The 22,140-nt window shown below is 36.6% G+C and carries 18 protein-coding genes and 1 tRNA gene; 8 read left to right on the top strand and 11 right to left on the bottom strand.

The window, feature by feature from the left end:
- Positions 1-351 precede the first annotated feature (351 nt).
- The 3 genes from DSZ37_RS13160 (at position 352) to DSZ37_RS13150 (ending at position 1,810) form a co-directional block, all read left to right on the top strand.
- Positions 352-427 (top strand) — tRNA-Thr (locus DSZ37_RS13160).
- Positions 428-735: 308 nt separating this feature from the next.
- Positions 736-1,557: a toll/interleukin-1 receptor domain-containing protein gene (locus tag DSZ37_RS13155; protein WP_109727353.1), complete on the top strand. Its 822-nt coding sequence runs from the start codon at positions 736-738 to the stop codon at positions 1,555-1,557.
- Between the two features lie 37 nt (positions 1,558-1,594).
- Positions 1,595-1,810: a hypothetical protein gene (locus tag DSZ37_RS13150; RefSeq protein WP_109727352.1), complete on the top strand. Its 216-nt coding sequence runs from the start codon at positions 1,595-1,597 to the stop codon at positions 1,808-1,810.
- A gap of 274 nt (positions 1,811-2,084) precedes the next feature.
- Here DSZ37_RS13150 and DSZ37_RS13140 read toward each other — a convergent pair whose 3' ends face one another.
- The 11 genes from DSZ37_RS13140 to DSZ37_RS13090 form a co-directional block, all read right to left on the bottom strand.
- Positions 2,085-4,046 (bottom strand): hypothetical protein, encoded by a 1,962-nt coding sequence (locus tag DSZ37_RS13140; RefSeq protein WP_109727351.1) that lies wholly within the window; start codon positions 4,044-4,046, stop codon positions 2,085-2,087.
- A 33-nt stretch (positions 4,047-4,079) separates the two neighbouring features.
- Positions 4,080-5,219: a cysteine desulfurase family protein gene (locus DSZ37_RS13135; RefSeq protein ID WP_109727350.1), complete on the bottom strand. Its 1,140-nt coding sequence runs from the start codon at positions 5,217-5,219 to the stop codon at positions 4,080-4,082.
- A gap of 2 nt (positions 5,220-5,221) precedes the next feature.
- Positions 5,222-5,605, bottom strand: coding sequence for a DNA sulfur modification protein DndE (gene dndE, locus DSZ37_RS13130; protein ID WP_109727349.1), 384 nt, complete (start codon positions 5,603-5,605; stop codon positions 5,222-5,224).
- The gene (gene dndD, locus DSZ37_RS13125; RefSeq protein WP_109727348.1) at positions 5,602-7,557 is read right to left on the bottom strand and encodes a DNA sulfur modification protein DndD; all 1,956 of its coding nucleotides are present in this window, start codon (positions 7,555-7,557) and stop codon (positions 5,602-5,604) included. Before dndD ends, dndE begins: the two co-directional genes overlap by 4 nt.
- Positions 7,554-9,086, bottom strand: coding sequence for a DNA phosphorothioation system sulfurtransferase DndC (gene dndC / locus DSZ37_RS13120; RefSeq protein ID WP_109727347.1), 1,533 nt, complete (start codon positions 9,084-9,086; stop codon positions 7,554-7,556). The genes dndD and dndC overlap by 4 nt, the downstream gene beginning before the upstream one ends.
- Before the next feature lie 14 nt (positions 9,087-9,100).
- Positions 9,101-10,174 (bottom strand): DNA sulfur modification protein DndB, encoded by a 1,074-nt coding sequence (dndB, locus tag DSZ37_RS13115; protein ID WP_109727346.1) that lies wholly within the window; start codon positions 10,172-10,174, stop codon positions 9,101-9,103.
- Between the two features lie 92 nt (positions 10,175-10,266).
- The gene (locus tag DSZ37_RS13110) at positions 10,267-10,602 is read right to left on the bottom strand and encodes a hypothetical protein (RefSeq protein WP_109727345.1); all 336 of its coding nucleotides are present in this window, start codon (positions 10,600-10,602) and stop codon (positions 10,267-10,269) included.
- A gap of 57 nt (positions 10,603-10,659) precedes the next feature.
- Positions 10,660-15,969 carry a helicase HerA domain-containing protein gene (locus DSZ37_RS18035; RefSeq protein WP_181380321.1) on the bottom strand — a complete coding sequence of 1,770 codons (5,310 nt, stop codon included), beginning with the start codon at positions 15,967-15,969 and terminating at the stop codon, positions 10,660-10,662.
- Complete coding sequence (dptG, locus tag DSZ37_RS13100; RefSeq protein WP_109727343.1) at positions 15,950-17,359, bottom strand: DNA phosphorothioation-dependent restriction protein DptG; 1,410 nt, start codon at positions 17,357-17,359, stop codon at positions 15,950-15,952. Before dptG ends, DSZ37_RS18035 begins: the two co-directional genes overlap by 20 nt.
- Entirely contained in the window at positions 17,359-19,086 is a 1,728-nt protein-coding gene (gene dptF / locus DSZ37_RS13095; protein ID WP_181380320.1) for a DNA phosphorothioation-dependent restriction protein DptF, read from the bottom strand. The genes dptG and dptF overlap by 1 nt, the downstream gene beginning before the upstream one ends.
- Before the next feature lie 130 nt (positions 19,087-19,216).
- Positions 19,217-19,675 carry an SLOG family protein gene (locus tag DSZ37_RS13090; RefSeq protein WP_109727341.1) on the bottom strand — a complete coding sequence of 153 codons (459 nt, stop codon included), beginning with the start codon at positions 19,673-19,675 and terminating at the stop codon, positions 19,217-19,219.
- A gap of 123 nt (positions 19,676-19,798) precedes the next feature.
- On the opposite strand from DSZ37_RS13090, the gene DSZ37_RS13085 reads away from it, so the two are divergent.
- The 5 genes from DSZ37_RS13085 to DSZ37_RS18030 all read left to right on the top strand — a co-directional run bounded on the left by DSZ37_RS13085 (position 19,799) and on the right by DSZ37_RS18030 (position 22,123).
- On the top strand, positions 19,799-20,044 hold the full coding sequence (locus DSZ37_RS13085) for a helix-turn-helix domain-containing protein (RefSeq protein ID WP_037297264.1): 246 nt from the start codon (positions 19,799-19,801) through the stop codon (positions 20,042-20,044).
- 185 nt (positions 20,045-20,229) lie between these two features.
- Positions 20,230-20,769, top strand: a complete 540-nt coding sequence (locus DSZ37_RS13080) for a flavodoxin family protein (RefSeq protein WP_109727340.1) — start codon at positions 20,230-20,232, stop codon at positions 20,767-20,769.
- A gap of 15 nt (positions 20,770-20,784) precedes the next feature.
- Positions 20,785-21,474, top strand: a complete 690-nt coding sequence (locus tag DSZ37_RS13075) for a M24 family metallopeptidase (RefSeq protein WP_109727339.1) — start codon at positions 20,785-20,787, stop codon at positions 21,472-21,474.
- Between the two features lie 12 nt (positions 21,475-21,486).
- Positions 21,487-21,942: a GNAT family N-acetyltransferase gene (locus tag DSZ37_RS13070; RefSeq protein WP_109727338.1), complete on the top strand. Its 456-nt coding sequence runs from the start codon at positions 21,487-21,489 to the stop codon at positions 21,940-21,942.
- Positions 21,929-22,123, top strand: coding sequence for a hypothetical protein (locus DSZ37_RS18030; protein ID WP_242978634.1), 195 nt, complete (start codon positions 21,929-21,931; stop codon positions 22,121-22,123). Before DSZ37_RS13070 ends, DSZ37_RS18030 begins: the two co-directional genes overlap by 14 nt.
- The last annotated feature ends 17 nt before the right edge of the window (positions 22,124-22,140 follow it).

Here is a 22,140-nt window from a genome sequence, read left to right as displayed (position 1 = left end):
AGCACCCTTACAAATTCAAAAATTTAAAAATGCTTGTGTAGCACAGCTCCCCGTGCAGCGAATTTGCTGAGCAGACGACCGCTGCCAGTGGCAGAGGAAGGGAGCCTGCGAAGGAAAGAAATATGGAGCAATGGGAGCGTAAGCGAAGCAGTACGACTTATTTCTGACCGACAATGAGCAGGTCTCGGACTGAAAATAAAGCGACAACCGTGCAGCTCCTTACAAAATTCAAAAATTTAATAATGCTTGTGTAGCACAGTTGGTAGTGCAGCGCATTCGTAATGCGCAGGTCTCGGACTGATTATAAAGCGACAACCGTGCAGCACCTTACAAATTCAAAAATTTAATAATGCTAGTGTAGCACAGTTGGTAGTGCAGCTCATTCGTAATGAGCAGGTCGCCCGTTCGAGTCGGGTCACTAGCTCCAATTATAAACCGCTTAGAATAGCCTTCTAAGCGGTTTTTGCTTTGCCTCCCTTTCATTTTGACCTTGGATTGCTTATAAAACGACCGTTGATAATAATTCACATATATTCAGCGTCATCTATTGATTAATTGTGCGAAATATGGTATAATTGTTATAAAAACAGAGCTACTATAAAACTAATATTCAGTAGATATAATATGTGACCTTTGTGACGGAATAAAAAGGTTTCAAGAAAAGCATTTTATGAATTTGTAGAAGGTTACATATGTCGTTCATCACTATTTATTATGCCGGATTGGAGAAATATTATGGATATAAAAATTATCGAGTTAAACGAAATAATAGAAGTGTGCGAAAACTTGGTTCAAAAAATACGTTTATATGGCGAAGCTCAAACTGGCGATGAATTATATGAAAGATATAAGTTGCTTGTAAAAGAATTTTACAAAAAGTACAATTTGAGTCACACTACCTCAAATCAAATGGCTTCTGTACTAAAGACCATTAACGATTATCACTGGGAAGGTAGAACATACACTGTAAATATATTAGAAGCAAATATAATTCTAAAAGCAGTAATATGTTTAAAAGAATTGCTATTTCCAGGTTTGTTTGAAAAAATATTTATAAGTCATAGAGAAAAAGATAAAGATCAAATCGCTGCCCTAATGGAATTATTATATGCCATAGGTATACCACGTCCAAGTCAAGGAGAAGACGGTTGTATTTTTTGTTCTTCACATCCAGATGCGTATATTGAAAACGGCAGAATGATTGACGATGAGATTTTGAAGCAATTCCATAGCAAACAAAACGTATTTTTCATTTTATGGTATACTGATAACTATTTTGAAAGTCAGGCTTGTTTAAATGAAATGGGTGCTGTATGGGCAATGAAAAAGACTTATCAGGAAATATTGATGCCTGGATTTGATAGGAATAAAATAGGCGGATTACTTCCTAAAGAAAAAATAGATTTCAAAGCTAACGACAAATTTCGACTTAATACATTTAAATCTCAGATTGAGCAGATGTTTAACTTGCAACCATTAAAACAGAACACTTGGGAGATCGCAAGGGATGCATTCATTAATAAAATTGATAAACTAGCAATAAATAAACAGAGTTAATTTGATAAGCAGTTGCAATGATTAGGAGGCGATATATATGTTACAATTAATCAATCAACCGTTTGACGGTCAATTAGGAAACATTCTTATAGATAAGCTTTCTGAAGATAAATACAAAGCTTTTGTTATTGTATCAGCTTTTGCGAAAAATAGTGGCGTTCTTAGACTAAAAGATTCTATAAAGGAGTTCCGCGATAAAAGCAGTAAAATACAAGCCTTCATTGGAATTGACGCACACGGAACTTCTTATTGAGATAGACTTCCTGATTCCCAACAACAGCAAGCTTAAATACAAGATGTTCCCGATAGAGGTCAAGTCAGGCAAGAAATATTCGGCAGGGGCGCTCAAACGCTACAATGAGAAGTTTAAGGTTCGGATAGGCGAGTGCTATGTGATACACCCACGTACTTTCAGCTTCAAGGAGGACATTGTTTGCATACCGTCTTATATGATGCTTTGCTTATAACAAAAACACTGAGCCCTCGCAAATTTGCACTGTGAGGTTTTTTTATTAATAAGTTATCCACTATGATAGAGCTATGTTATCATTCATGGATATCATCTTTGATATTTCATCCAATCCTATAAATAGAACTTTTTTACTTCCTAACCGAGCTAAAAATCGCAGAGTACCCTTAAATCCCAAATCAAAGTATTGTGGAACAATTACTGCTATAACTTGGCAACGGCAATCTGATAAACCTTGTTCAACAAATTGTCTTATCATTTCCTCTCCTTCACGAGAGGTAGATAATAGATGCTGTGATATTAATTCTTCAGTAGTTTTGTTGCTGTTTTTCTTGTGTAGCGAATTTTTCTTTATTATTCCTTTGAATTCCAAGTAGGTGTTTCCAACTTGAAGTTGCCCGGATACATCGCCATACTCATAACCACTATGAGGTTGAGGGCGATACCCTGATATTAATCCCCAGAATAGTTTAGGTAAACATACTTGATTGTTATTCTGAATACAATTATTTATCTCTTTATTTGTACAGCTCTTTGAACATTTTTCGTTTAATCTAACAGCAAATGATTGACATTTCATTAAGTCTTTGCTTTGTGGATATTGAAACTCTTTAATACTGTCAAAATCAACTTCGATTTCTGTATCAACTTCAATCTTTTTACACTGCAATAATAGTGTATCTTCCATTATACACATATTTATACTTGCTTGCTGCCCTTGAAAAGCCAATTTGTAATTCCGTTGAATCTCTGATATAAAACGTCCTGTTGGAATATACCAATTAATTTGTTTGCATTTTTTATGACCTTCCCCACACATAATATGTAAGGGAGCTCCACAACTGCAAGTGAATGAACCGTTTTCACATAATAATGGTTCTCCGCACTCAGCACAAATTGGAATATCGTATGATTCGCATTCTTCACAGTAGATTCTAGGAATTTTTATAAACAATCTAGTATCGCTAAGAATACCTATTATACTATTGGGGATTACAATTTGAACATCATTGTTTTGTGCTGAGATAACTTGAGATAAGAACCAGTTCAAACAACTATCGCTTCCATTATGAAGAATATTCCATTTTAATGGCAAGCCAAGCTCTGAATATATGATCTCAGCTGATTTACTTTTTAGATGTTCTATTTCGTCAAGAATGATATTAATTGTATTATTAGTCCAATAGAATAAATCATTTGCAGACAAATGTCTATATATCCCGATACTTCCCTTTTTTATGTTGTATTTTATTGTTGCAGTTGTTTTATCTTTAATCTCTGCTCTATAACTTCCTGAAGTATCAAAACGTCCTTCTTTAATTCTTGCTATTTCCTCCTCTTGATCCATAGTAAAGCCATCTGATTTTGATATAGTTGTTTTTGCACCATCCACTCTTTGAAGCGTTATTCTGCTCATGTACATAATCTGTATGCATCTTTCTATTGCAGTTTTAGGAGGTTTTATAGGACTGATGTTATTCCTCAAATTTTGATATAGATAACGTAATAAACAATTCGTCATTTTATCATGTTTACTAATAGAGGCGATATATGATTTTTCAATCCCAATCCAGACACATCCTCTATGAAGTTCCCACACAGAATCATTTTTACCTTCTTCGTTTGTAAATGAGTATATCTTACTATATGTGTAAAGAAGCTCGAATCTATCATTATATTGCTTTACAGATAGTATTTTTAGATTTCTAAAATCTTTAGTATCCAAGTATTCTTCAGTATTGCCTTCTAGAGCTAGTATTTTACTATAATCTTTATCTGAAAGACTATTTTCAAAAGACCATAATGTAAATGTTACCCTATCACCATAGATATAGTCGTTAACAAGTGATTCTATTCTTTCATCTTCCAAGTCCACACAAGATATAATTTGTTGAATTAGATTATCTTTTCCTAAGCCTTTTATCTCTTCTTCGGGTATCTTATTTTCTTTAGCTAATTCAATTAAAGCTTGCCATGGTAAAGTGTTCAATTTTTTTGTTTTTTCTTGTCTTGTCATCATCTGTTCCCTCCATTCTACATTGGCATCCATTGATTAGTATATTCTTTTAATAGATTCCAGAAGTAGATTCAAAAAATCCTGATTTATAATATCAGATCCCCAACTAATACGTATCGCACTCTCAATCCTATTCAAGGATAATCCCATAGCAGATAACACATAGCTTGGTTTATAGCTGCTGGAATTACAAGCTGAACCATTTGATACAGCACAGTACTGTCGGGTAACAAGCATCAGTGCTTCAGAGTTTACGCCATTAAGGGAAACGTTCAGAGTGTTTGGCATAGCATATTCTAAATCCCCGTTTACACTATAATCAATACAGGAAGATTTCAACGCATTTAGAATGGACACTTTGTTCTCCTGATACTTAATGTAATTAGAAGCGTGTTCCTCAGCGGCTATTTCGCAGGCCTTTCCAAGTCCTGCAATTAATGCGGTCGGAACAGTACCGGGGCGTATTCCTCTTTCCTGACTTCCTCCGAACATAATCGAATTCACTGGTGGCATCTTATAACGTTTCTTTTTTAAGACTAAAACACCAACTCCCTGCGGTCCATACATTTTATGGGCACTTGCAGACAAAAAGTTATATTTAACATTTCGCAACTCATCAACGAGCTTTCCAAAACTCTGGGCAGCGTCCACATGAAAGAAGGTATCTGTTTTGGAGAGCTCTTCTCCAATTGTTTCAATAGGTTGAATGATACCCGTCTCATTATTAGCGTGCATAACAGAGACAAGTAAAGTATCATCTCTAACCTTACTAAGCAACTCATCGGCATTTATTCGTCCACTTGAATCCGGTGAGATATATGTTACTTCAAATCCCTGCTTTTCAAGATGGTGCAACGGTTCCAGAACAGCTTTATGCTCTATAGCTGTTGTAATAATATGCTTCTTTGAATTTTTTTCAGCGTATTCCTGTAAACCCAATATAGAGATATTATCACTTTCTGTAGCGCCACTTGTAAAGAACACTTCGTCCTTCTTGATAGCCAATAAGTCAGCCACCTGTTTGCGAGCGTTTTCAACAGCAGAACGTGCTGTCTCGCCATAATCATGTGTTCTGCTGTCTGCGTTACCATATTTATTCTGATAAACGTCGATCATTACATCGAGTACTCTCTGATCAAGTGGAGTCGATGCGTTATAATCAAGATAAATGCCCATAATTATTCCTCACTTATTGATTTATCAAGTAACCCCTTAAGGTCTTTAACAAAATTGGTACCGCTTAAATATCCGATTCCTCTTTCAAGATGTAGTTTCAGATATTTTGCTAAAGTATCATTATCTGTACCCAGCTTATTAACAATGCACCATTCTTTTATAAGAGCTTCATATATTTCATGATATTCTCCTGCAAAAGTAAGCCATGACATTTCAACATTACTATCAGATGCTATTTCTATATCAGTTGGGATCGTACCTTCTTTGAGAGAATAGCAAAGAGCCCATCTGCACAATACATTCCAATTCTGAATCCCTGTCTTTCCCTTAAGTCTAGCCAGCTTATCTTTTGCGGCATTAGAAAGTTTTATTTGCTTTACGATCATGCCTGTTCCTCCTCAAAATAACCTGTTCTGACATAGGAACGCTTTTCGTTCTCGTCATACACAAGAGTAAACTCATTGCTGACAAAAGGCTTAATTATATTGTAGTAATTAGAATCTATTTCTGAATCTGTAGACAATATTACTGTTTGAGAACTTGCATTAGGAAAATAACGTTCAATCAGTGCTTTTCTATGAAGCGAATCCAGTCTTGCAAGCGGTGTATCTATGATTACAGGAAGCATTTTATTTGAACACTCCGCCAACGCCCACAACATTGCAATTACCATAAGCTGCTTTTCACCGGCAGAAAGGCCACTTTTCATGACTTCATTTCCGTTGACATCAATATAATGATAGTCCAGTGTTTCTGCATCCATTTCTATCCTGTCAATAAGATTCTTCTTGCCAAGTATCTTTTTATAGCATTTTGTCATAGTATCAGCTAAATTTGAAATCTTTGATCTCTGAAGCTCGATTTTATATCTTGCTGCCAGTTGCTGTGCTTTCAAAGCATATCTGTGGATACGCTGAACATCATCGCCACGCTCCATGGAAGCGATAGCTTTATCTACGCAACGATTAAATTCTGTAGTTGCTTTTTGACATTCACCGTTTGCTGTAATACGCTGTTTTTTCTTTGCTTCTATCTGGATCTCAATATCCATACGTTCATTCTGCAACTCACCTATTCTCTTATAAAGACGAGCGATTGCCTTTTCATCAATGTCAACAGAAAGATAATTATCGATTTCATTGATCCTTTTCATGATTTTTTGCTCATTGACTTTTGAGGAATTATAACTATTCTGTGTATTCTCCAATTGATTGGAAAGAAGCACAGAAAGCTGAATATAACCGTTTTCTGACAGATCAAATACACTTTTGGTCTGTTTCTTTTTTGCCTGCTTCTTCAAATACTTTATAAACTGCGATATTTCATCAGATGATTGCTGTGTTTTATAAGAATACTCCTTAAACATCTGATTTATTTTTCTAACGGCAACCGACATTGATTTGTTTTCACGCTCGGTTTCTGACTTGTCTTTTATAGACGACAGTAAATCTTCTACCATTAAAAGAGGAAGCTCTCCTGCAGCCAATTCAAGATATGTTTCTTGTATCTTATTGATTTCAGAATTCAGCTTGATCCTTTCCGAAAATAACTCCTGAGACTGACTTGCTATCTGTCCGCCTTTGGCATTAAATTCCTCTGTTTTCTTGTCGATTTTCTTGTTAGTACGACTAAGCTTTTTTTCTAATTCAACGATATCATCATCTATCTGTTTGAGAATATCCGCTTTTTCATCTTTTATACGGCGTAATTCCTCTATATATGAACCGTTATAACTGTCGGTCTGTTCGGTATCCATTTTTTTGATAATACGGGTAATATCGTTTTCAAGAAGGTCAATAACATTGATTCCAAGAAGAGCCTTAATAGAACTCTTCATTTGAATACTAGTATCGCTTTCTGCAAGTTCAGCGATTTTTTCTCCATCAAAAAAATAGAAATTAGCCAAAGCACTCGGTAATATGCTCTCTACAAACATGGTCCAGTTTTGGGCAAGGAAAGAATCATCGTTGCCGTTTTTCTTTACTGTGACCTTGTCTTTAATATTCTTTACGTTTGTGTTCCAACTTCTATTGACGGTATATATATTGTTTTTTCCATCTTCTTCAATTGAAAATTCAAGCTCGACGAAGCTTTCATTTGTACCGTCAGCAATATTGGTATGTGCTTTTAAGTATTTTCCGTAGGCACCATGAATGCTCTCTTGTACGGCAAAAGAATTCTTTCCGTAAAGTGCCAGAAGAATAGCTTCAAGAAATGTGGTTTTCCCTCGGCCGTTCATACCACCTATAAGAACAACCGGCTTCTCACTATTGAATACAAAGGTGTTATCTGAAGCATATACGCCGAAATTATGTAATTGTAATTTATTGATTATCATGCTTCATCACCCTCGAATTCATCTTCAGTTTCTTGTAGTATGTTATCATCGTATTTTGCACCATGTTCCTTCTTACGCTTTACCCTGTCAAAATAGTATTCTGCTGCATCATCAGCATCTTTATAGAAATTCTTCTTTATAGTCTGTTCTATTTGATTAAGAATACCTTTGCGGTTGTTCATCATATTTGATTTGCTTTCTATATCTATAAGGGTATACATTAATTCAAACAACATGGTTTCATCATTATTGTTCTCAGGATTGCATATATCTTTAAGAATATCCCATTCTCTTTCCTTGTAGGAGTTTGATGTATAAATTGAATTATCAGGGAACGGTTTACCCATAACTCTTTCATAGATCTTAGGCAGCGAGTCATCAAATTCATGATTCTCTATTACCCATATTTTTCTTATCTCGATAAGCTCAGGTATAGTAATAAGTTCTAATTCATCAAAATCTTCGGGACCGTTTTCGTTAATTTCAATTTGCATACGCAGAAGTTTTTCAAGCCACATCTCACGGGTCTCTTTTGTATACGGACCATGATTTAAGCGGCCATTGAAGCCTTGTAAATAACCTCCTCTTCTTCTGAAATCACGTCGTGATCTATCAAGACTTTCATTACCTATCTCATTTCTGAATTCAAGAAGTGGTGTCATCCATTCCTTCTCAGAATCGTTGGCTATCATAGCTTCCATTGATTTGTCCTGCTCAACCATAGTGCAGACCCAGCATCCAAATCTGCTCTTTCCACAACTTGGAAGTCCAGCTTCTACCATCATCGGGCATTCACCGTCTGCGGTTGCACCACGATACATAGTCAGAAGATCATTGTTATTATAACCCCAGGGATTTTTGTACTGCATTAAAAACAGCCATACATCGTTATTATTCCAATCCTCAAGAGGAGAAAAAACAAGTTCATTTGCCAATGTAGGATTAGGGCTTAATAACTCACGTACTCTGAGTTTTTCGTAGTGAGCCATGGTCTTAGCTCTGTTGGCACTTTCCGCTTTTCGTGTTCCCAAAACCAGAATAATCTCACCATGTTCAGCGATGCAATTCTTTATAAAGTCATTTACAGGTCTTATCTTCAATCTGTCGGTACACCAACGGAAACGCTTTCTCGGGAAAGGATAGCCCCTTCCAATCAGATTTACCCAAAACGTATTATCCGTCTGTGGAGTTAATCTATGAGTAATAAAAGGTAATCCCTGTTCTTCTGCCGCCTGATCCATCTGTTTCAGAGAATTCTGAGCCCACTTTGCTACAACAGGTGATTCTACCAAAGTATCAGTATTAATGATGTGTACAGTTTTGCTTAATTGTTCTTTAGGCAGTTCCTTTAATGCCAGCCATACTAATTGAAGTGTAGCTGTACTATCCTTACCGCCGGAATAACCTATAACCCAAGGTATATCATCAGCAAGATACAAATCACGAATTGTTTGTTGCAGCTGAATTATTCTTTCCTTTGTTATAGTGGTTTCCGAGTTACAACTCTTACAGGTTGTATTATCTTCCATGATCTATGCTCCTATTATTTATGATTCATTTCTGTTAGCTGTTGTTCCTTTGTCTTCTCTTCTTTAGACAATGGAATTCCTATCAGCTGTTTGATTTTTGCACAAGTGAGGATGGCAGCCTCTTCATTATTGTTGATCCTACCATCGCTTTTTATAGCTCTGCCAAGCCAGTTTTCTTGATTAGAGCGAAGCCAGTCGATGTCTTGAAGCTTGCAGAGATAATCGTTCATTTCAACAGAACGATTATCATAGAAATATCTGCCAAGTCTTCCAAAGGCATACATTGTTATCGCCAGTGTAGTGATATAGTGTTCTCTGAGATCCTTTTTTGTAAGCTGCTTCTTTTGAAGCTCTGTCCATTCAGGAATATTATCAGCGACACCATTCCAGAACGATATAAGGAATTGTGTATCTTCATCACTACAATCATTATGCAGGATCTTAGTGTTAGCTTTATAAATGCACGTAAGTGTAAATAGATTCAAAGAGTTTTTGCCAAGATTGTCTTTCTCCTTGTCAGTGTATTTCTTTAAGAATGGAACACTTTCTATTACCTTTTTAGTAGCTACAGCAATAGTATCTCTTGAATCGTATAATGTTGAAAGAGAATTAGAGGTTTTAACAGCGTGCTTGTTCAGATCGGTGAACATCTGCTGGCTTTTCAACAATCCCTCATCTTTGAAGAATACAATAGATATCGTTTCATCTCCTATTGAAGGATCTTCTTTTATAGCTTCTTGTATGGCAGCTTTTCTGTGCTGACCGTCATTTATCAGGAACGTGGCCTCCATGTTGACTTCAAGTATTCCAACATCATTATTAATATCAGAAGACTTAAATTCAAACTCTCCGTCTATTGACGCTGAAAGTGCTGAAAAAACATAGGAATCACGATTGTTTACAATATAATCTCGTATTTCTGGGATTCTCGACTCATTGATTTTTCGCTGTGCCCTGTACTCGGGAAGAAGCGATTCTTCCTCTTCTGGGAATAACTTAACCAGCAATTTCATGGGGACCATAGATATATAATATTCTCTATGGGACTGTATTCCTCGCACAGCCGGGAAACGATATGCAAAATTCATCTTGACACCTCAAAAAAAGTATGATATACTTAAGTATATACTTAAGTATATCATACTGCGAGAAAAATGTCAATAATAGTCTTGGGATATATTTAATATTTTTCATTGAAGTCCTTGGCTATCTGCTCAAAAACATAGTTGTTACTATGATATAAGCCAACTACTTCTTTCATTAGTAAACTTGCACCTGATAATCCTTTTTCGCCATTTGAGTCAATATAGCGAATGTTTTCAAACATCTTCTTCATTCCGTTATAGTTACGGTATTTTTCGTCGTGTTCTATACCAAGGATATCGGCACGCTTATTTAACCTCTTGGAAAGATCAAGCAACTCTTCTTTAAGTTCATAACTGTCTGATAGTTTGCTTTTGAAATAAATGGCTACAATTGCGACCATTTCTTCAATCGACCATTCAACTTTTATCATTTCATTATACCACCTGTACTGTTAATTTGAACTATAATAGAACAATTGACTTTTCTGTTACGATTTGTCTTTGAGTTCACTATATAGTTGCCAGAAGGCTTTATCATGCAGATATATCGGAGTTCCTGTACCAATTGCAACTAAGCTATGATGCTTCTCTAATCCCTTGATACGGTTAAAGAGCATATTGCTTTCGCTGCTCTTCGGTTCAGTATGGAATACAAAGTCAACATCACTGTTTTTAAGATCAGAGACATTATGTACGATCCATGTAAGGATATATTTGGAGTAATCATCATCTCCGCTTCCAAAGTGCTTCAAGAACTGCGTAGACAGAATGGTGCCGACACCAAATTCACGTCCTTCTTTGAGGATTTTCTTAAGTGAAGGGAATCCCTCACTCATGAAGTTATCGGCTTCATCTACAAGGATCATTTTCGTAAGCTGCCTGTATTGTCCATCCATTTTGCTGGAGCCGGCAGCCTGCATCTGAGAGTAGAACAAGTCAAGTGTTATAGCAACAATTAAGCTTTGAATGTCGGGATCATAACCAGACATATCAATTACAACAACGCCTTGCAAAAGTTCAAATAAAGACTTTGTTTCGCTTGGTTTAGCTTCAAATATTTCAAACATACTCAGTTTGTCTAAGGCAGCAGATAATGAATCTCCTTTTTTGATATCATCGTCACTTATGTATCTTTGGTATACTTGATAAAACGTTGGAGCTTCATTATCCCATGTTGAGGGATTGCCCGGACTAATCCCAGCTGCTGAGTACGTATCCATTATGCATTGAAGCAGCGTTGCCTGCTGCTTGGGACCGAGGTTGTATACTTTAGATAGTGTGTCTTTAAAGGCATTAGCTGTATGTGTGGGTAACAATGGTTTAAATACTGTCGATTTTGTAAGTGCAAATGGGTTGAATGGCAGATGATAAGGTTTGTATATTTTAGCCCTTGTTGCATCAACAAAGTCAGCTTTGCTCTCGTTATAATCTCCCTTATAATCAAAGATAAGGATTCCAAGTTCTCTAGAGTCAACATTATCAGCTTGATTTTGATAGAGTTGTGTTATCAGGGATTTAGTAAACTGAGTTTTACCCGTTCCCATAGTTCCTATAATGCCAGTATTCGTGTGGAACAACTGAGTCGTATCGTTTGGCTTCCATATAACTTCTTCACCATTTTGCTCGTTGGTACCAAACAGAATTTTCATACCAGGTTCGGTTGTTACAAGAGTAATATGCTCAGGTTCATCGTCATTGCCGTCTTGATCTTCGTTATTTATGATTGTTTCAGTTGGCTCATTAAGTTCATTGTCCTTATCGGGCAGTTCTTCTGCGCCCTCATCCGATAAATCAGACGCAACAAGTTTAGATGTATCTCCGTTAAGATTTTCAAGAGAAACATCATCAATTGTCAGTAGCTCACTGTCTTTTTCTGAACGTATTTCCTGTGCGATTTCGGCTACAGATTTTAGAATGAGACCATATTCGTCAGTTTCTGGAACCTCTATGAAGTTTATATAATCATTCATAAATGAAGTCTTTCGACCTAATACGCTTGTCCTGAATGAAAGTACAGCACCGTTACCTAAGATCTCACGAATGTTGCATGAGAGTTCGTAGTTTTCATTCAGAAGAGCTTCTCTGAATGTATCAAGCACAATGTCCCAATTCTGTGAATCATCAACATGATATGCTTTCATCTTTTTGCAGCTTGTTATTATAAGTTGCATCAAGAAATTACGATTGACCTTTGGAACGATTTTTTCAATATCGCCTTCACCAAAGGCGTTCTGCAGACCTTTTGCCGTTGCCGAAGCCTGCTTAAATGCCTTATTGATTACATCATTAGGATTGATTCCTGTTTTGACCTCTGTTGGATAAAGATAAATTTTGGGCTTCTGACCAGACTTATCCACACCGACAAACAATATATCATCGCTGGTCGGTCCTTTTTCAAAGCCGAGATTTTTAGCAGAAAGAATTGATTCATCCTGAGATAAACCTGCACCTCTGGAAACTCTCAGCATCTCTTCAAGCGAAATTGGGATCCAGATCATATCCTTGTGACGCAGTATAGCTAACAATAATTTGATAGCTGCCACAATACTTATCTTTTCTCGGCTAAATGTGCTGTCTTTAGTTGCTTTCTTTGATGAAACCAACCTTAAAAGCCAATCTCCGTTTACTGCATTAAAAAGGTTGATGATCTTGTGAATATCCTCAGATGATGTATCTACGCCACGGCTTTTTAAATAATCGTGTATAACAGCTTCATACTGCTTCGATTTACGTGTTACAGTAATGGCATCGTATCCACTGCTGGTAGTATACTGGTCACTGTAGTGAATGATAAGCAGGTCGCTGTTAGCTTCTTTTTCACAGAAGAAATCAAGATCAACTTTGGGCTCAACAAAGACTACCCAATTTGATGCAGAATAGATCTCGTCCATTTTATTTTCAGCTTTTTCATCGATCTGAGTAGAGATACTAAGCCCCTTGTAATATGGATTGCCCGTAGTTTCTACCTGAATAAGTGAATTGTACAGATTGGAAAGTTTGATAAGCACATCGTTAGGAGCGTATTTTGAGCCATATCCTGTTCTGTACTTATTTGAGTATTTACTTGAAGGAATTCCGGACAGTATACCGTTCAATGAAATACCTGTTTCGATATCGGACATGAACGCCTGCTCTGAGGTGATTTCAGATTCCATCTCATAAAATGATATGTGTGCATAGTTATAGGCTTTTCCCTTATCAAGATGGAAATAACATTCAACATTCTTTGAGAAAATGCCCTCCAGAGTGTTCATAGATACTCCGGATGCGATCTCAAGCTTATAGTTTGACAGATACTGCTTGAGTGTATTGTATTCTCTTATATTTGAAAACGCATTGTCTAAGCGGTTATCTGAATAAATGTGCAATTCAAATCTAGTGAGTTCTTCGACATTAGGATTACGATTGATAGCATGAATGAAATACTGTGCTATACCAATAAAGACCTCACTGCAATCGCCCATATTGATAAGATTGATTTTTATTGTTCTGTTGTTGATATCATTAAAGATATATCTGAAATGAGATATAAACTCGGTAACTTTTTCTTCAATCAGCCTCGGAACAAAGCGCCAGTTACCACGATACTTCTTATTTCCCACAGAAGCATAGTATTTCCACTCCAGAGAATTCTGTTGATCAGATACTTTAAATATAGCTTTTTTCTTTTTGATGTACGGAAGTAAATTTAATGAGTTTAAACGTTCAATTATCACGTCAGTTGCGTCTTCAATTCCTTTTTCTGAACACAAAGCAAGCTGATAAGCTACATTGATAGGGTGGAGAGGTGTAAGTATAATCTCGTCATTATTTCCAACAGCTATCGTACCAATAGACAAAGCATTTTCTTGTTCTTCGTTTAGTGTAGAGCCTTCAGATAAATCTACGTAGAGATCCATAAATGAATCAACATATTTTTGTGCCGCTTCTTTAAGTTCATTTTTGTAGTAAGCTAAGGTTGGGAGCGTTCGTAACGATTTCATTTTCTCTACTAAGTCTAAGTAGGATTGTTTTAACAGATCATTTTGCTTTAATTCATCCGAGGTGATTGTTATTTGCTCTGTGAGATAATCTTTTTTACATTTACCAACTAAAATACAATTGTTGATTATCTTTTCTTCTGCATGAAGCTCTCTTAATAATTCCTTTTTCGCAAAATATTCCTGAGTATCAGAGTAAATTCTATCTGATTTAAACTCCAGACTCTGCTTTATGGTATATTTTTCTTTCAAAACACCTTTTCCTGTGATTTCCTTGCTCTTTGCTTCATCAGGAACCATAAGGAAAGGTACAGTTACACCAGCAAAGTCTATATCTATATGAAGTCCTGAAGAATAATTTGATAATTCTTCCTCGGTAGCATAAAGATGCAGACGTTGATCAAACGCACAGTAGTATGAGTTGCTATCATCAAGTTTTTCTGCCTTAACTGTGCTTGCATTTTCATTGAATATCAAATCATTGCCAATACCTGCAAGACGAATTCGGAGATCTTTTTTCTTCTTATAATCAACAGTGTAGCAATGCTTAATCACAGATAGCATATAATCTGATGCAAGATCTATCATACACATCTTGAAAACGTATCTTATATCATTAGCAGAATCATGTAATTCAATTTTATGAAAACAAATTCCAGCGGCAGGAATCGTAAAAATGAAATCCTTGCCCTCTTTTTCATAGTGAAGGTTATCATGTTGAACATCATTTTGTAAAACACGGGCATTACAATTAAACCTTATGTGAAGTTCATTGAGTTTGTTTTTATTGAAAATGATAATGTTCTTTTGTCTCTTTTTTCCTGTTTGAGAGCCTTCGTTGCGTAATAACCACTCAGTACCATAAGCAAGAGAATCAATTGGAAGCGAGCCATAAACAGAAATATCTTCTGCTTCTATTTTAAGAGGATTGTCAATTTTAGCCTGATGTTTTTGTATTTGTGAAGATATCTCTGAATATGAAAATTTGTTGCTCCAGTTTTCAGGATCCTGTCTCTGTTCAGCTTCTAATTTAGACGCAAAGGCGTCATCAAATAACTTAGTTAATTCAGAAGACGCATTACCAAATCTGAACCAAACATCGATCTTATCAAACAGCTTGTGGTTTTCTTTTATTTCTTTATCAACAGCAGCAGAACCTTCATTGATGTATTCCTTTTTACCATCTATATAGAATAACCTGAAACCATTAAAGCTTTCTCTTTGTATTCTACCGGAAGACATAATTGCAAGGAGGTCGCTGTATTCGTATAATGAAGCCTTATCACTAAAAACATCAGTGTCTCTTCTTTTGAGCTCAAATTCTAATATTTGCTTTTCAACGGTTGTTAATTGAGTACTATCGCTAACCATTTCACGAATTTCTTTCATCAATTCTTCGCCATAAAAAGGCATACCGTTTGCGGCCATATTTTTAGAACCGCTTATAGCACTATCTATAGGATTGGCGGATATCATAAGAATAGGCATCTGAGCGCTATTTGCTTCGTTTCTTAAAGTCGCACACAGAAAATCGCTTGTCATGCCATTGATCTGCGGTGCGATGATGACCTCTGTGCCACCTAAGTTTAATGTGTAAGTACTATAAGTTTCTCCACTTTCGCATGACAGCTTAAATTCTCCACATATACCTTTAGCCTCAGCTATGTTATGTAAAGCATCAGATACTTCACTAACCATTTCATCTGTGTCAAGCTTTAAGCAAAATGTCTCGCCTGTAAGCAATTTCCCCTCGGCATAGGTGGTCTGAAAATATGTATCGATTTTCTTTGCTATGAAATCATAAAATTCGTTTAACATACTGAGCATCTCCACTATCGCTTTTCTTGTCTATGAGGTTCAACTTTGTAAAGAATTCTTGCAGCAGGCCTTTAGATGTTGAATCTAAGTATATACCTCTGTTTTCATATTCCTTATACAAGTCGTTCAATCGTATCTTTTCATCATGTTGTATTGCAAGTTTTGTAAGGAAGATAATGTCTCTTTCTGTTAAGTTAAGTGTTAAACCTGATTTTTTTCTGTTCTTTACAAATCTTGCTTTACAGAATTCAGAGAATTTTTCTGAATAAAACTGGCTTGCACGTTTTCTTTCAGTTTCTGCAAATTGAGTGCTTATACACTTAAACAAATGCCTGATAGCAGCATCTGTGCGATTCGCACCTGTTTCAGCAGGGATATCTTTAATTTTAGGACAATCTCCTATACAGGATACATATATACGTTCAGCTTTATTAATCTCATCGGAGATTTTAATGTCGTTTTCGTCACTTGTATCAGCTGCGGATTTGAAATCTATATAATCCAGCATCTCGTTATTATCGTTTTGATTGATTATTTCCAGTGTAATAGCGTGACTAAACATCTGCGAAATGTTGTTTTGCAGCTTAGACCAGCCTTCTTCGCAACATTTTCTGTTTTTACTTACTTTTTCCCAATCAAGAGCGAAGTACAACTGCTTAACTTGTTCACGCTCTCCATTTCCGAATTGATCAAGAGTAAGACAAGTTTGTGAAACATAATAAAAATAGTAGAAAGATAAAAGGTTTGTAAGATCTTCTACGGAAGTCATACCAGAAGAAAGCATGAAAGCAAAGTCAGCTTTGAATTGTTTCTGAATGCTAGTGATGACCTGATAATATTTCTCGGTTTTTAATTTAGGTTCATTGCTTTGCGTATCAATTGAATCTACTATCATTCTCTCTAAAACATTGAAAGAATATTTATCTCCTGCAGATATTATATTCTCCTTATCAGTGCTGTCCAAACCAAGCACGCAATAAAGGAATTCTGCGATTCTTTCGGAACTCTTATTATCAACTATTGTCTGGTATGGATATAATCCGATATTGTATGCGTAGAAATCCCCATTCTTAAAAAACAATGAGCTGATAATGTCATTGAACATATCGATATCATCGTCTTCAATATCAATGTTTTCTTTTAGCTTCTCACAAAGCTGATCGTAATCTACTGGTTCGGTTGTTATTTCAAGTGCATTTCTGAAAAACTCACTTATGCAATCTCCCATATCATAAACAATGGGTGATGAAGCTTTAGGTGTAGCTTTATACGGAAATAGCTTAAAGCACTTATCTGTAGTATGGTTTAATCGATAAGTATTATCAGGCTTATCCTCTTTTACGCTAAAGCTCTTCTTAAATAACGCTTCATTGAAAGAATAATCAGTCATTACTTCACCACCTCAAATTTATATGTACCGAATTTAGTCTTTTCAAGCTTAGCTTTTTGTCCTGTCTCAGACAATATAGTGATAGATTCATTTGAAGAACCCGTTTTGAGTATTTTTGAAATAAAGCTGATAAAGTCAGCGTGGTTATTTCTATCTTCAGCAGTTTGAACATATCCGGCTTTTAATTTTTCTATTAGTTCATAAAGTGAATAGTCAATGTCTATATGAATAGGTGCATCATTGCCGTTTTTAAACTCAGCAACGACATAAGGCAAAAACTTCTCTATTTTTTCACTTGAAGATGGTGAAGGGATGTTGTCTAAAAATGGATCAAACTTAATATCTTCATAAATAGCAAAGTTTTTATGGCTATCATCGATACATATATTATCGTCGTCCTCATTACCACACCAACGCATTACGGCATCCTCGATATCAGAATAAAGACTTGCAAGTTTAGGCGTTTTTCCAATATTGTAGTTATAGAGATCTGAAATATATTTCAGGAACATCTCTTCATAACCGTTATCATTCATTAAGTCTCTTATTCTAATAAGCACATTGAACAACTTGCTCTTAACAGTTTTATCTTCGTTGATAATGTCAGCATAAGATGGATCACACAGTATAGAGGAGTATGCTGATTCATCAACAATCGATTTTACTGTTTTGGTAACATCATCGGACACATAGTATTCAATGGCAATATCATCCTCTGCCTCATTCCTGTTTAAAAGAGGATCATACTTACGTGTTTTATTCATAATCGCAGATATGTCAACGTTATCAAATAACAGTGAAGGCATGATACAATTCAGAAACTCTTTTAAGAATAGAGAAGGAGTTGCCGATGATTTATAGAATTTCGCATAATCAAAACCAGGTGCAACAACTATGTCGTATATATAATTTAAAAGTTCTCTGGTAGTAAGTATTTCTTTATCTTTAAGAATTACTTTAACTAGCATGAGGGCTATATAATGGCGCACTTTGGCATCTGTCAGAAATTTGTAATTCATGCGAATCGGACATTGTGAGCCTAAAGGGCAGACACTGCAATCATCGGTATAGGCAGCATAAAATTCATTCTTTTCATCATTAGAAGCAATTTTTTCAAATAATGCTTCTATGTAATCCGGAGTGATTTTACCTTTATCCATGGAGAACATATGATAGTCAGAAAAACTTATATGTTGGAAATTGCTATTATCAACATAAGTGGTATTAGTAACCTCGGATGTCATTATGTTAGAACTCTTTACATATTTCCTAAGGAAGCTAAAATTTAACGCCCATTCAGATTCAATAAAATTGCTCAAAACTCCAAGATTAATTGCTATAATAGCATTTGAGCCGGGCTTGCCAATGTTATCATCATTAAAGTCCTCAAGACGTTTACATAGTGTTTCAACAGCTGTTTTGTCAGGGGCATTGCTTTCTGTAGCGTCATTAAAAACACTATAGCCATCAAGTAAATGATCGGTATCTGAATTTTTCAAATACGACAACAAGTGAGATTTGCCATCGCCTGCACTTCCACATAGCAACACAAGTGTCTTCTTGCCAGACAAATTAACAGCCGAAAGGATTTTCTTTAAATCCATTTCTGTAGCTCTTATAACGTGCATATATTTCCTAAAACCATCAAAGATCTGAATATTATCGATCGAATTACTCGAAGATTTTCTAAGCTTGTTGAACTTTTCGATAAATTTGCATCTGTTCATTTGATACACTCTCCTTATCGTCAATAATATTATCACAGTAAATATAATTTCACCGTATGCATCAGCAACCTGATTTTGTTGCAAATGCACAATATATTCCATATAATTATATCAGATTTAAGCTCAAAAGTCAATCTCTATGTAAATGCAAATAATAAAGCCAACTTTGATCCCAGACTAAGAGTTGACCATAATGGCTAACTAAGATAGCTATATACTCACTATGTTCGTCTGCAAGTTCATAGCAGTCATCGGTGTATTGGAGTGAAATTATCTCAACATTATCCGATTCAGCGTGAACATTGAAGAAGCGGTCACGATGCTCCTCGACCCAGTTTGTGGACTGCTCCTCATAGGGCATAGCGATGTTCAGCTCAATGTCGTTGTACATAGCCAACGCTGTTATTATCTCTCCGCACCACAGCGGCACTCCATACTCGCTGTTTATCCGGAACCTGTCATATCCCTTGCAGTAAAGCTCCCATATCTTCTCGCGGAGCTTTGCTTTTATCTCGGGATATGGAGGTTCATTTTCATTTTTGCAGACGAGGCTCAGTTCCTCGCCTGTTGATATTATTGTACACGTCAATTTAACTCACCTTCCTGTTTTATTTCTCCTATTAAATCATTATTTTACAATATACGCAAGTGCGTACACGCAGAAGCGTAATAATTTGTATAATATAAGAAATAATAGTTGGTGGTGAGAAATGTGTCAGTTGTAAAGGAAGCTGTTGTTCAGAGACTAAAGAGCATATGTAAAGACAGAGGGATAGCTGCAAATGAACTGGCAAATCTCTCAGGTGTGACACCGTCAACGGTTTACAGTCTCCTTAATCCTGAACGTAAAAATGCTTCTATAACTACGATAAAAATTCTATGTGACGGATTAGATATGACTTTAGGCGAGTTTTTCAGTTCGCCCGAGTTTGATGACCTTGAACAGGAAATAAAATAACAATATCCCTGTGATCAGAACGATTTTATGTCTGATTACAGGGATTCTTCATTTATAACACCGGATTAGCAATTATTTCTGCACCTGACCATTGCTTTATTGAAGATAAAATGGTAGAATATAATTGAAAAAAATAATGCTATAGAATCAAACATAATGTAAAAACAATGAAAGTTGGAACTGCAATGAGCAACATAGTAATACTTGTCGGCAGCATGAGAAAAAACGGCAATACAGCACGGCTGGCGCAGAGCTTTGCGGAAGGAGCTGCCCTGAATAATAATGTAGAGATAGTTTCTGTTGCCGATTGTAAGGTGAATCCCTGCATAGGCTGCAACAGCTGTTTCTCGCGCGAAGGCAATAAATGCTTTCAGGATGATGACATGGTACAGATATATGAAAAATTGCGGAATGCGGATATTGTTGTAGTCGCCTCACCTGTCTATTTCTATGGTATCAGCGCACAGCTGAAAGCTATCGTGGACAGGCTTCATACTCCCATGCGGAATACCTTTCACATTAAAAAGCTCGGACTTCTTCTTATAGGAGCAGCTCAGCTTCCGAATCTGTTTGATCCGATACTGATGCAGTACCAAATGGTACTGGACTTCTTCAAGCTTGAAAGTATCGGCACTGTACTGGTTCGCGGAGTAAAGGACATAGGTGACATCGAAAATATCTCTGCACTGGAAGAGGCGTATGAGTTGGGAAATTCATTAGTATAGAAAGAAGGCAATCGTATGAAATACTCCGAAGTGCAGAAAATAGCGAAAGACACGATAGAATACATAAAAAATGAGATACATACAGGTATGAAGCTGACCGAGGTGCGTCGCCTCTGCGAGGATAAAATGCTCACGCTGGGAGCAGATTCGTTCTGGTACTGGGACATTGGTGCATTTGTATTTTTAGGTGACGAGACCACAGTTTCAGTCTCCGGCAGAGAGTATGTGACCTCAGACAGACTTATCGCTGCGGACGACATCATAACGATCGACCTCAGTCCGCAGAATGATAATATATGGGGCGACTATGCAAGAACGATAATTCTCGAGGACGGTAAAGTAGTTGATGATATAAGCAATATTCGCAACGATGAGTGGCGAAGCGGTCTGCTTATGGAGGAGGAACTTCACGCAGAGCTGCTTAGCTTTGCGACTCCGCAGACCACATTTGAGGAGCTGTATTTCCATATCAATCAGCTAATAACCGACCGTGGATTTATCAACCTTGATTTTCTCGGCAATCTCGGTCACTCTATCGTGAAGGACAAAAACGAACGTATCTATACCGAAAAAGGTAACAACGCACTGCTCTCGTCAGTGGATTATTTTACATTTGAACCGCATATAAGTGTCCCGAACTCGAAATATGGATATAAGAAAGAGAATATTTACTATTTTGAGTCGAACAGGCTGATAGAATTATAGGAGAAAACCGGTATGATACTTAAAGCTGAACGTGAAGACCTGCAAGAAATATTACAGCTTCAATATCTTGCCTATCAGAGTGAGGCTAATCTGTTCGGCAGCAGGGACATTTCTCCGCTGAAACAGACTCTCGATGAGGTCATCGAAGAGTGGAACAGTGGAGTGATACTGAAAATGACTGATGATACGAATACTATTATCGGCTCAGTTCGCGCAATAGAACGTGATGGAACGGCATACATTGGCAAGCTCATGGTACACCCTGACCACCAACATAAGGGCTATGGTACAATGCTTCTGTCCGAGATAGAGAAATGCTTTCCTCATAAGCGATATGAGCTTTTCACAAGTACGAGAAGTCTTGATAATATCCGTTTGTATCAGAAGCTGGGTTACACGATATTCGCTCGGAAAGCTGTAAACGACGAACTGGAATTTGTGTATATGGAGAAATATGAAAACAATTGAGATCAACGGCAGAACCAGCCATATTATAATAAACGGTGCTGATCTTCCTACGATATACTGGGGCGAGATGAAGAACAGCTCCGAGACGATTGAAAAAGTCCTTGCGTTATGCGAGGACGTGAAGTGCAACTATATCATTTATGAGGTCGAAGACTGGAACGCTGAATTCTCGCCGTGGTAGTTTACGCTCAATAAGAA

The organism is Ruminococcus flavefaciens, from assembly GCF_900116855.1.
Classification (GTDB): Bacteria; Bacillota; Clostridia; order Oscillospirales; family Ruminococcaceae; genus Ruminococcus; species Ruminococcus flavefaciens_R.
Note: the sequence above shows the minus strand (reverse complement) of the source record. Positions and strands in the feature narration are given on the sequence as shown.

What these genes read in the sequence shown, in the direction of transcription:
- DSZ37_RS13075 (WP_109727339.1), top strand. Translation starts at nt 20,785, where the DNA reads ATGAAATACTCCGAAGTGCAGAAAATAGCGAAAGACACGATAGAATAC.
- dndD (WP_109727348.1), bottom strand. Translation starts at nt 7,557, where the DNA reads ATGATAATCAATAAATTACAATTACATAATTTCGGCGTATATGCTTCA.
- DSZ37_RS13150 (WP_109727352.1), top strand. Translation starts at nt 1,595, where the DNA reads ATGTTACAATTAATCAATCAACCGTTTGACGGTCAATTAGGAAACATT.
- DSZ37_RS13155 (WP_109727353.1), top strand. Translation starts at nt 736, where the DNA reads ATGGATATAAAAATTATCGAGTTAAACGAAATAATAGAAGTGTGCGAA.
- dndB (WP_109727346.1), bottom strand. Translation starts at nt 10,174, where the DNA reads ATGAATTTTGCATATCGTTTCCCGGCTGTGCGAGGAATACAGTCCCAT.
- DSZ37_RS18035 (WP_181380321.1), bottom strand. Translation starts at nt 15,969, where the DNA reads ATGTTAAACGAATTTTATGATTTCATAGCAAAGAAAATCGATACATAT.
- DSZ37_RS13080 (WP_109727340.1), top strand. Translation starts at nt 20,230, where the DNA reads ATGAGCAACATAGTAATACTTGTCGGCAGCATGAGAAAAAACGGCAAT.
- dndE (WP_109727349.1), bottom strand. Translation starts at nt 5,605, where the DNA reads ATGATCGTAAAGCAAATAAAACTTTCTAATGCCGCAAAAGATAAGCTG.
- DSZ37_RS13140 (WP_109727351.1), bottom strand. Translation starts at nt 4,046, where the DNA reads ATGATGACAAGACAAGAAAAAACAAAAAAATTGAACACTTTACCATGG.
- DSZ37_RS13070 (WP_109727338.1), top strand. Translation starts at nt 21,487, where the DNA reads ATGATACTTAAAGCTGAACGTGAAGACCTGCAAGAAATATTACAGCTT.
- DSZ37_RS18030 (WP_242978634.1), top strand. Translation starts at nt 21,929, where the DNA reads ATGAAAACAATTGAGATCAACGGCAGAACCAGCCATATTATAATAAAC.
- dptG (WP_109727343.1), bottom strand. Translation starts at nt 17,359, where the DNA reads ATGACTGATTATTCTTTCAATGAAGCGTTATTTAAGAAGAGCTTTAGC.
- DSZ37_RS13110 (WP_109727345.1), bottom strand. Translation starts at nt 10,602, where the DNA reads ATGATAAAAGTTGAATGGTCGATTGAAGAAATGGTCGCAATTGTAGCC.
- DSZ37_RS13135 (WP_109727350.1), bottom strand. Translation starts at nt 5,219, where the DNA reads ATGGGCATTTATCTTGATTATAACGCATCGACTCCACTTGATCAGAGA.
- dndC (WP_109727347.1), bottom strand. Translation starts at nt 9,086, where the DNA reads ATGGAAGATAATACAACCTGTAAGAGTTGTAACTCGGAAACCACTATA.
- dptF (WP_181380320.1), bottom strand. Translation starts at nt 19,086, where the DNA reads ATGAACAGATGCAAATTTATCGAAAAGTTCAACAAGCTTAGAAAATCT.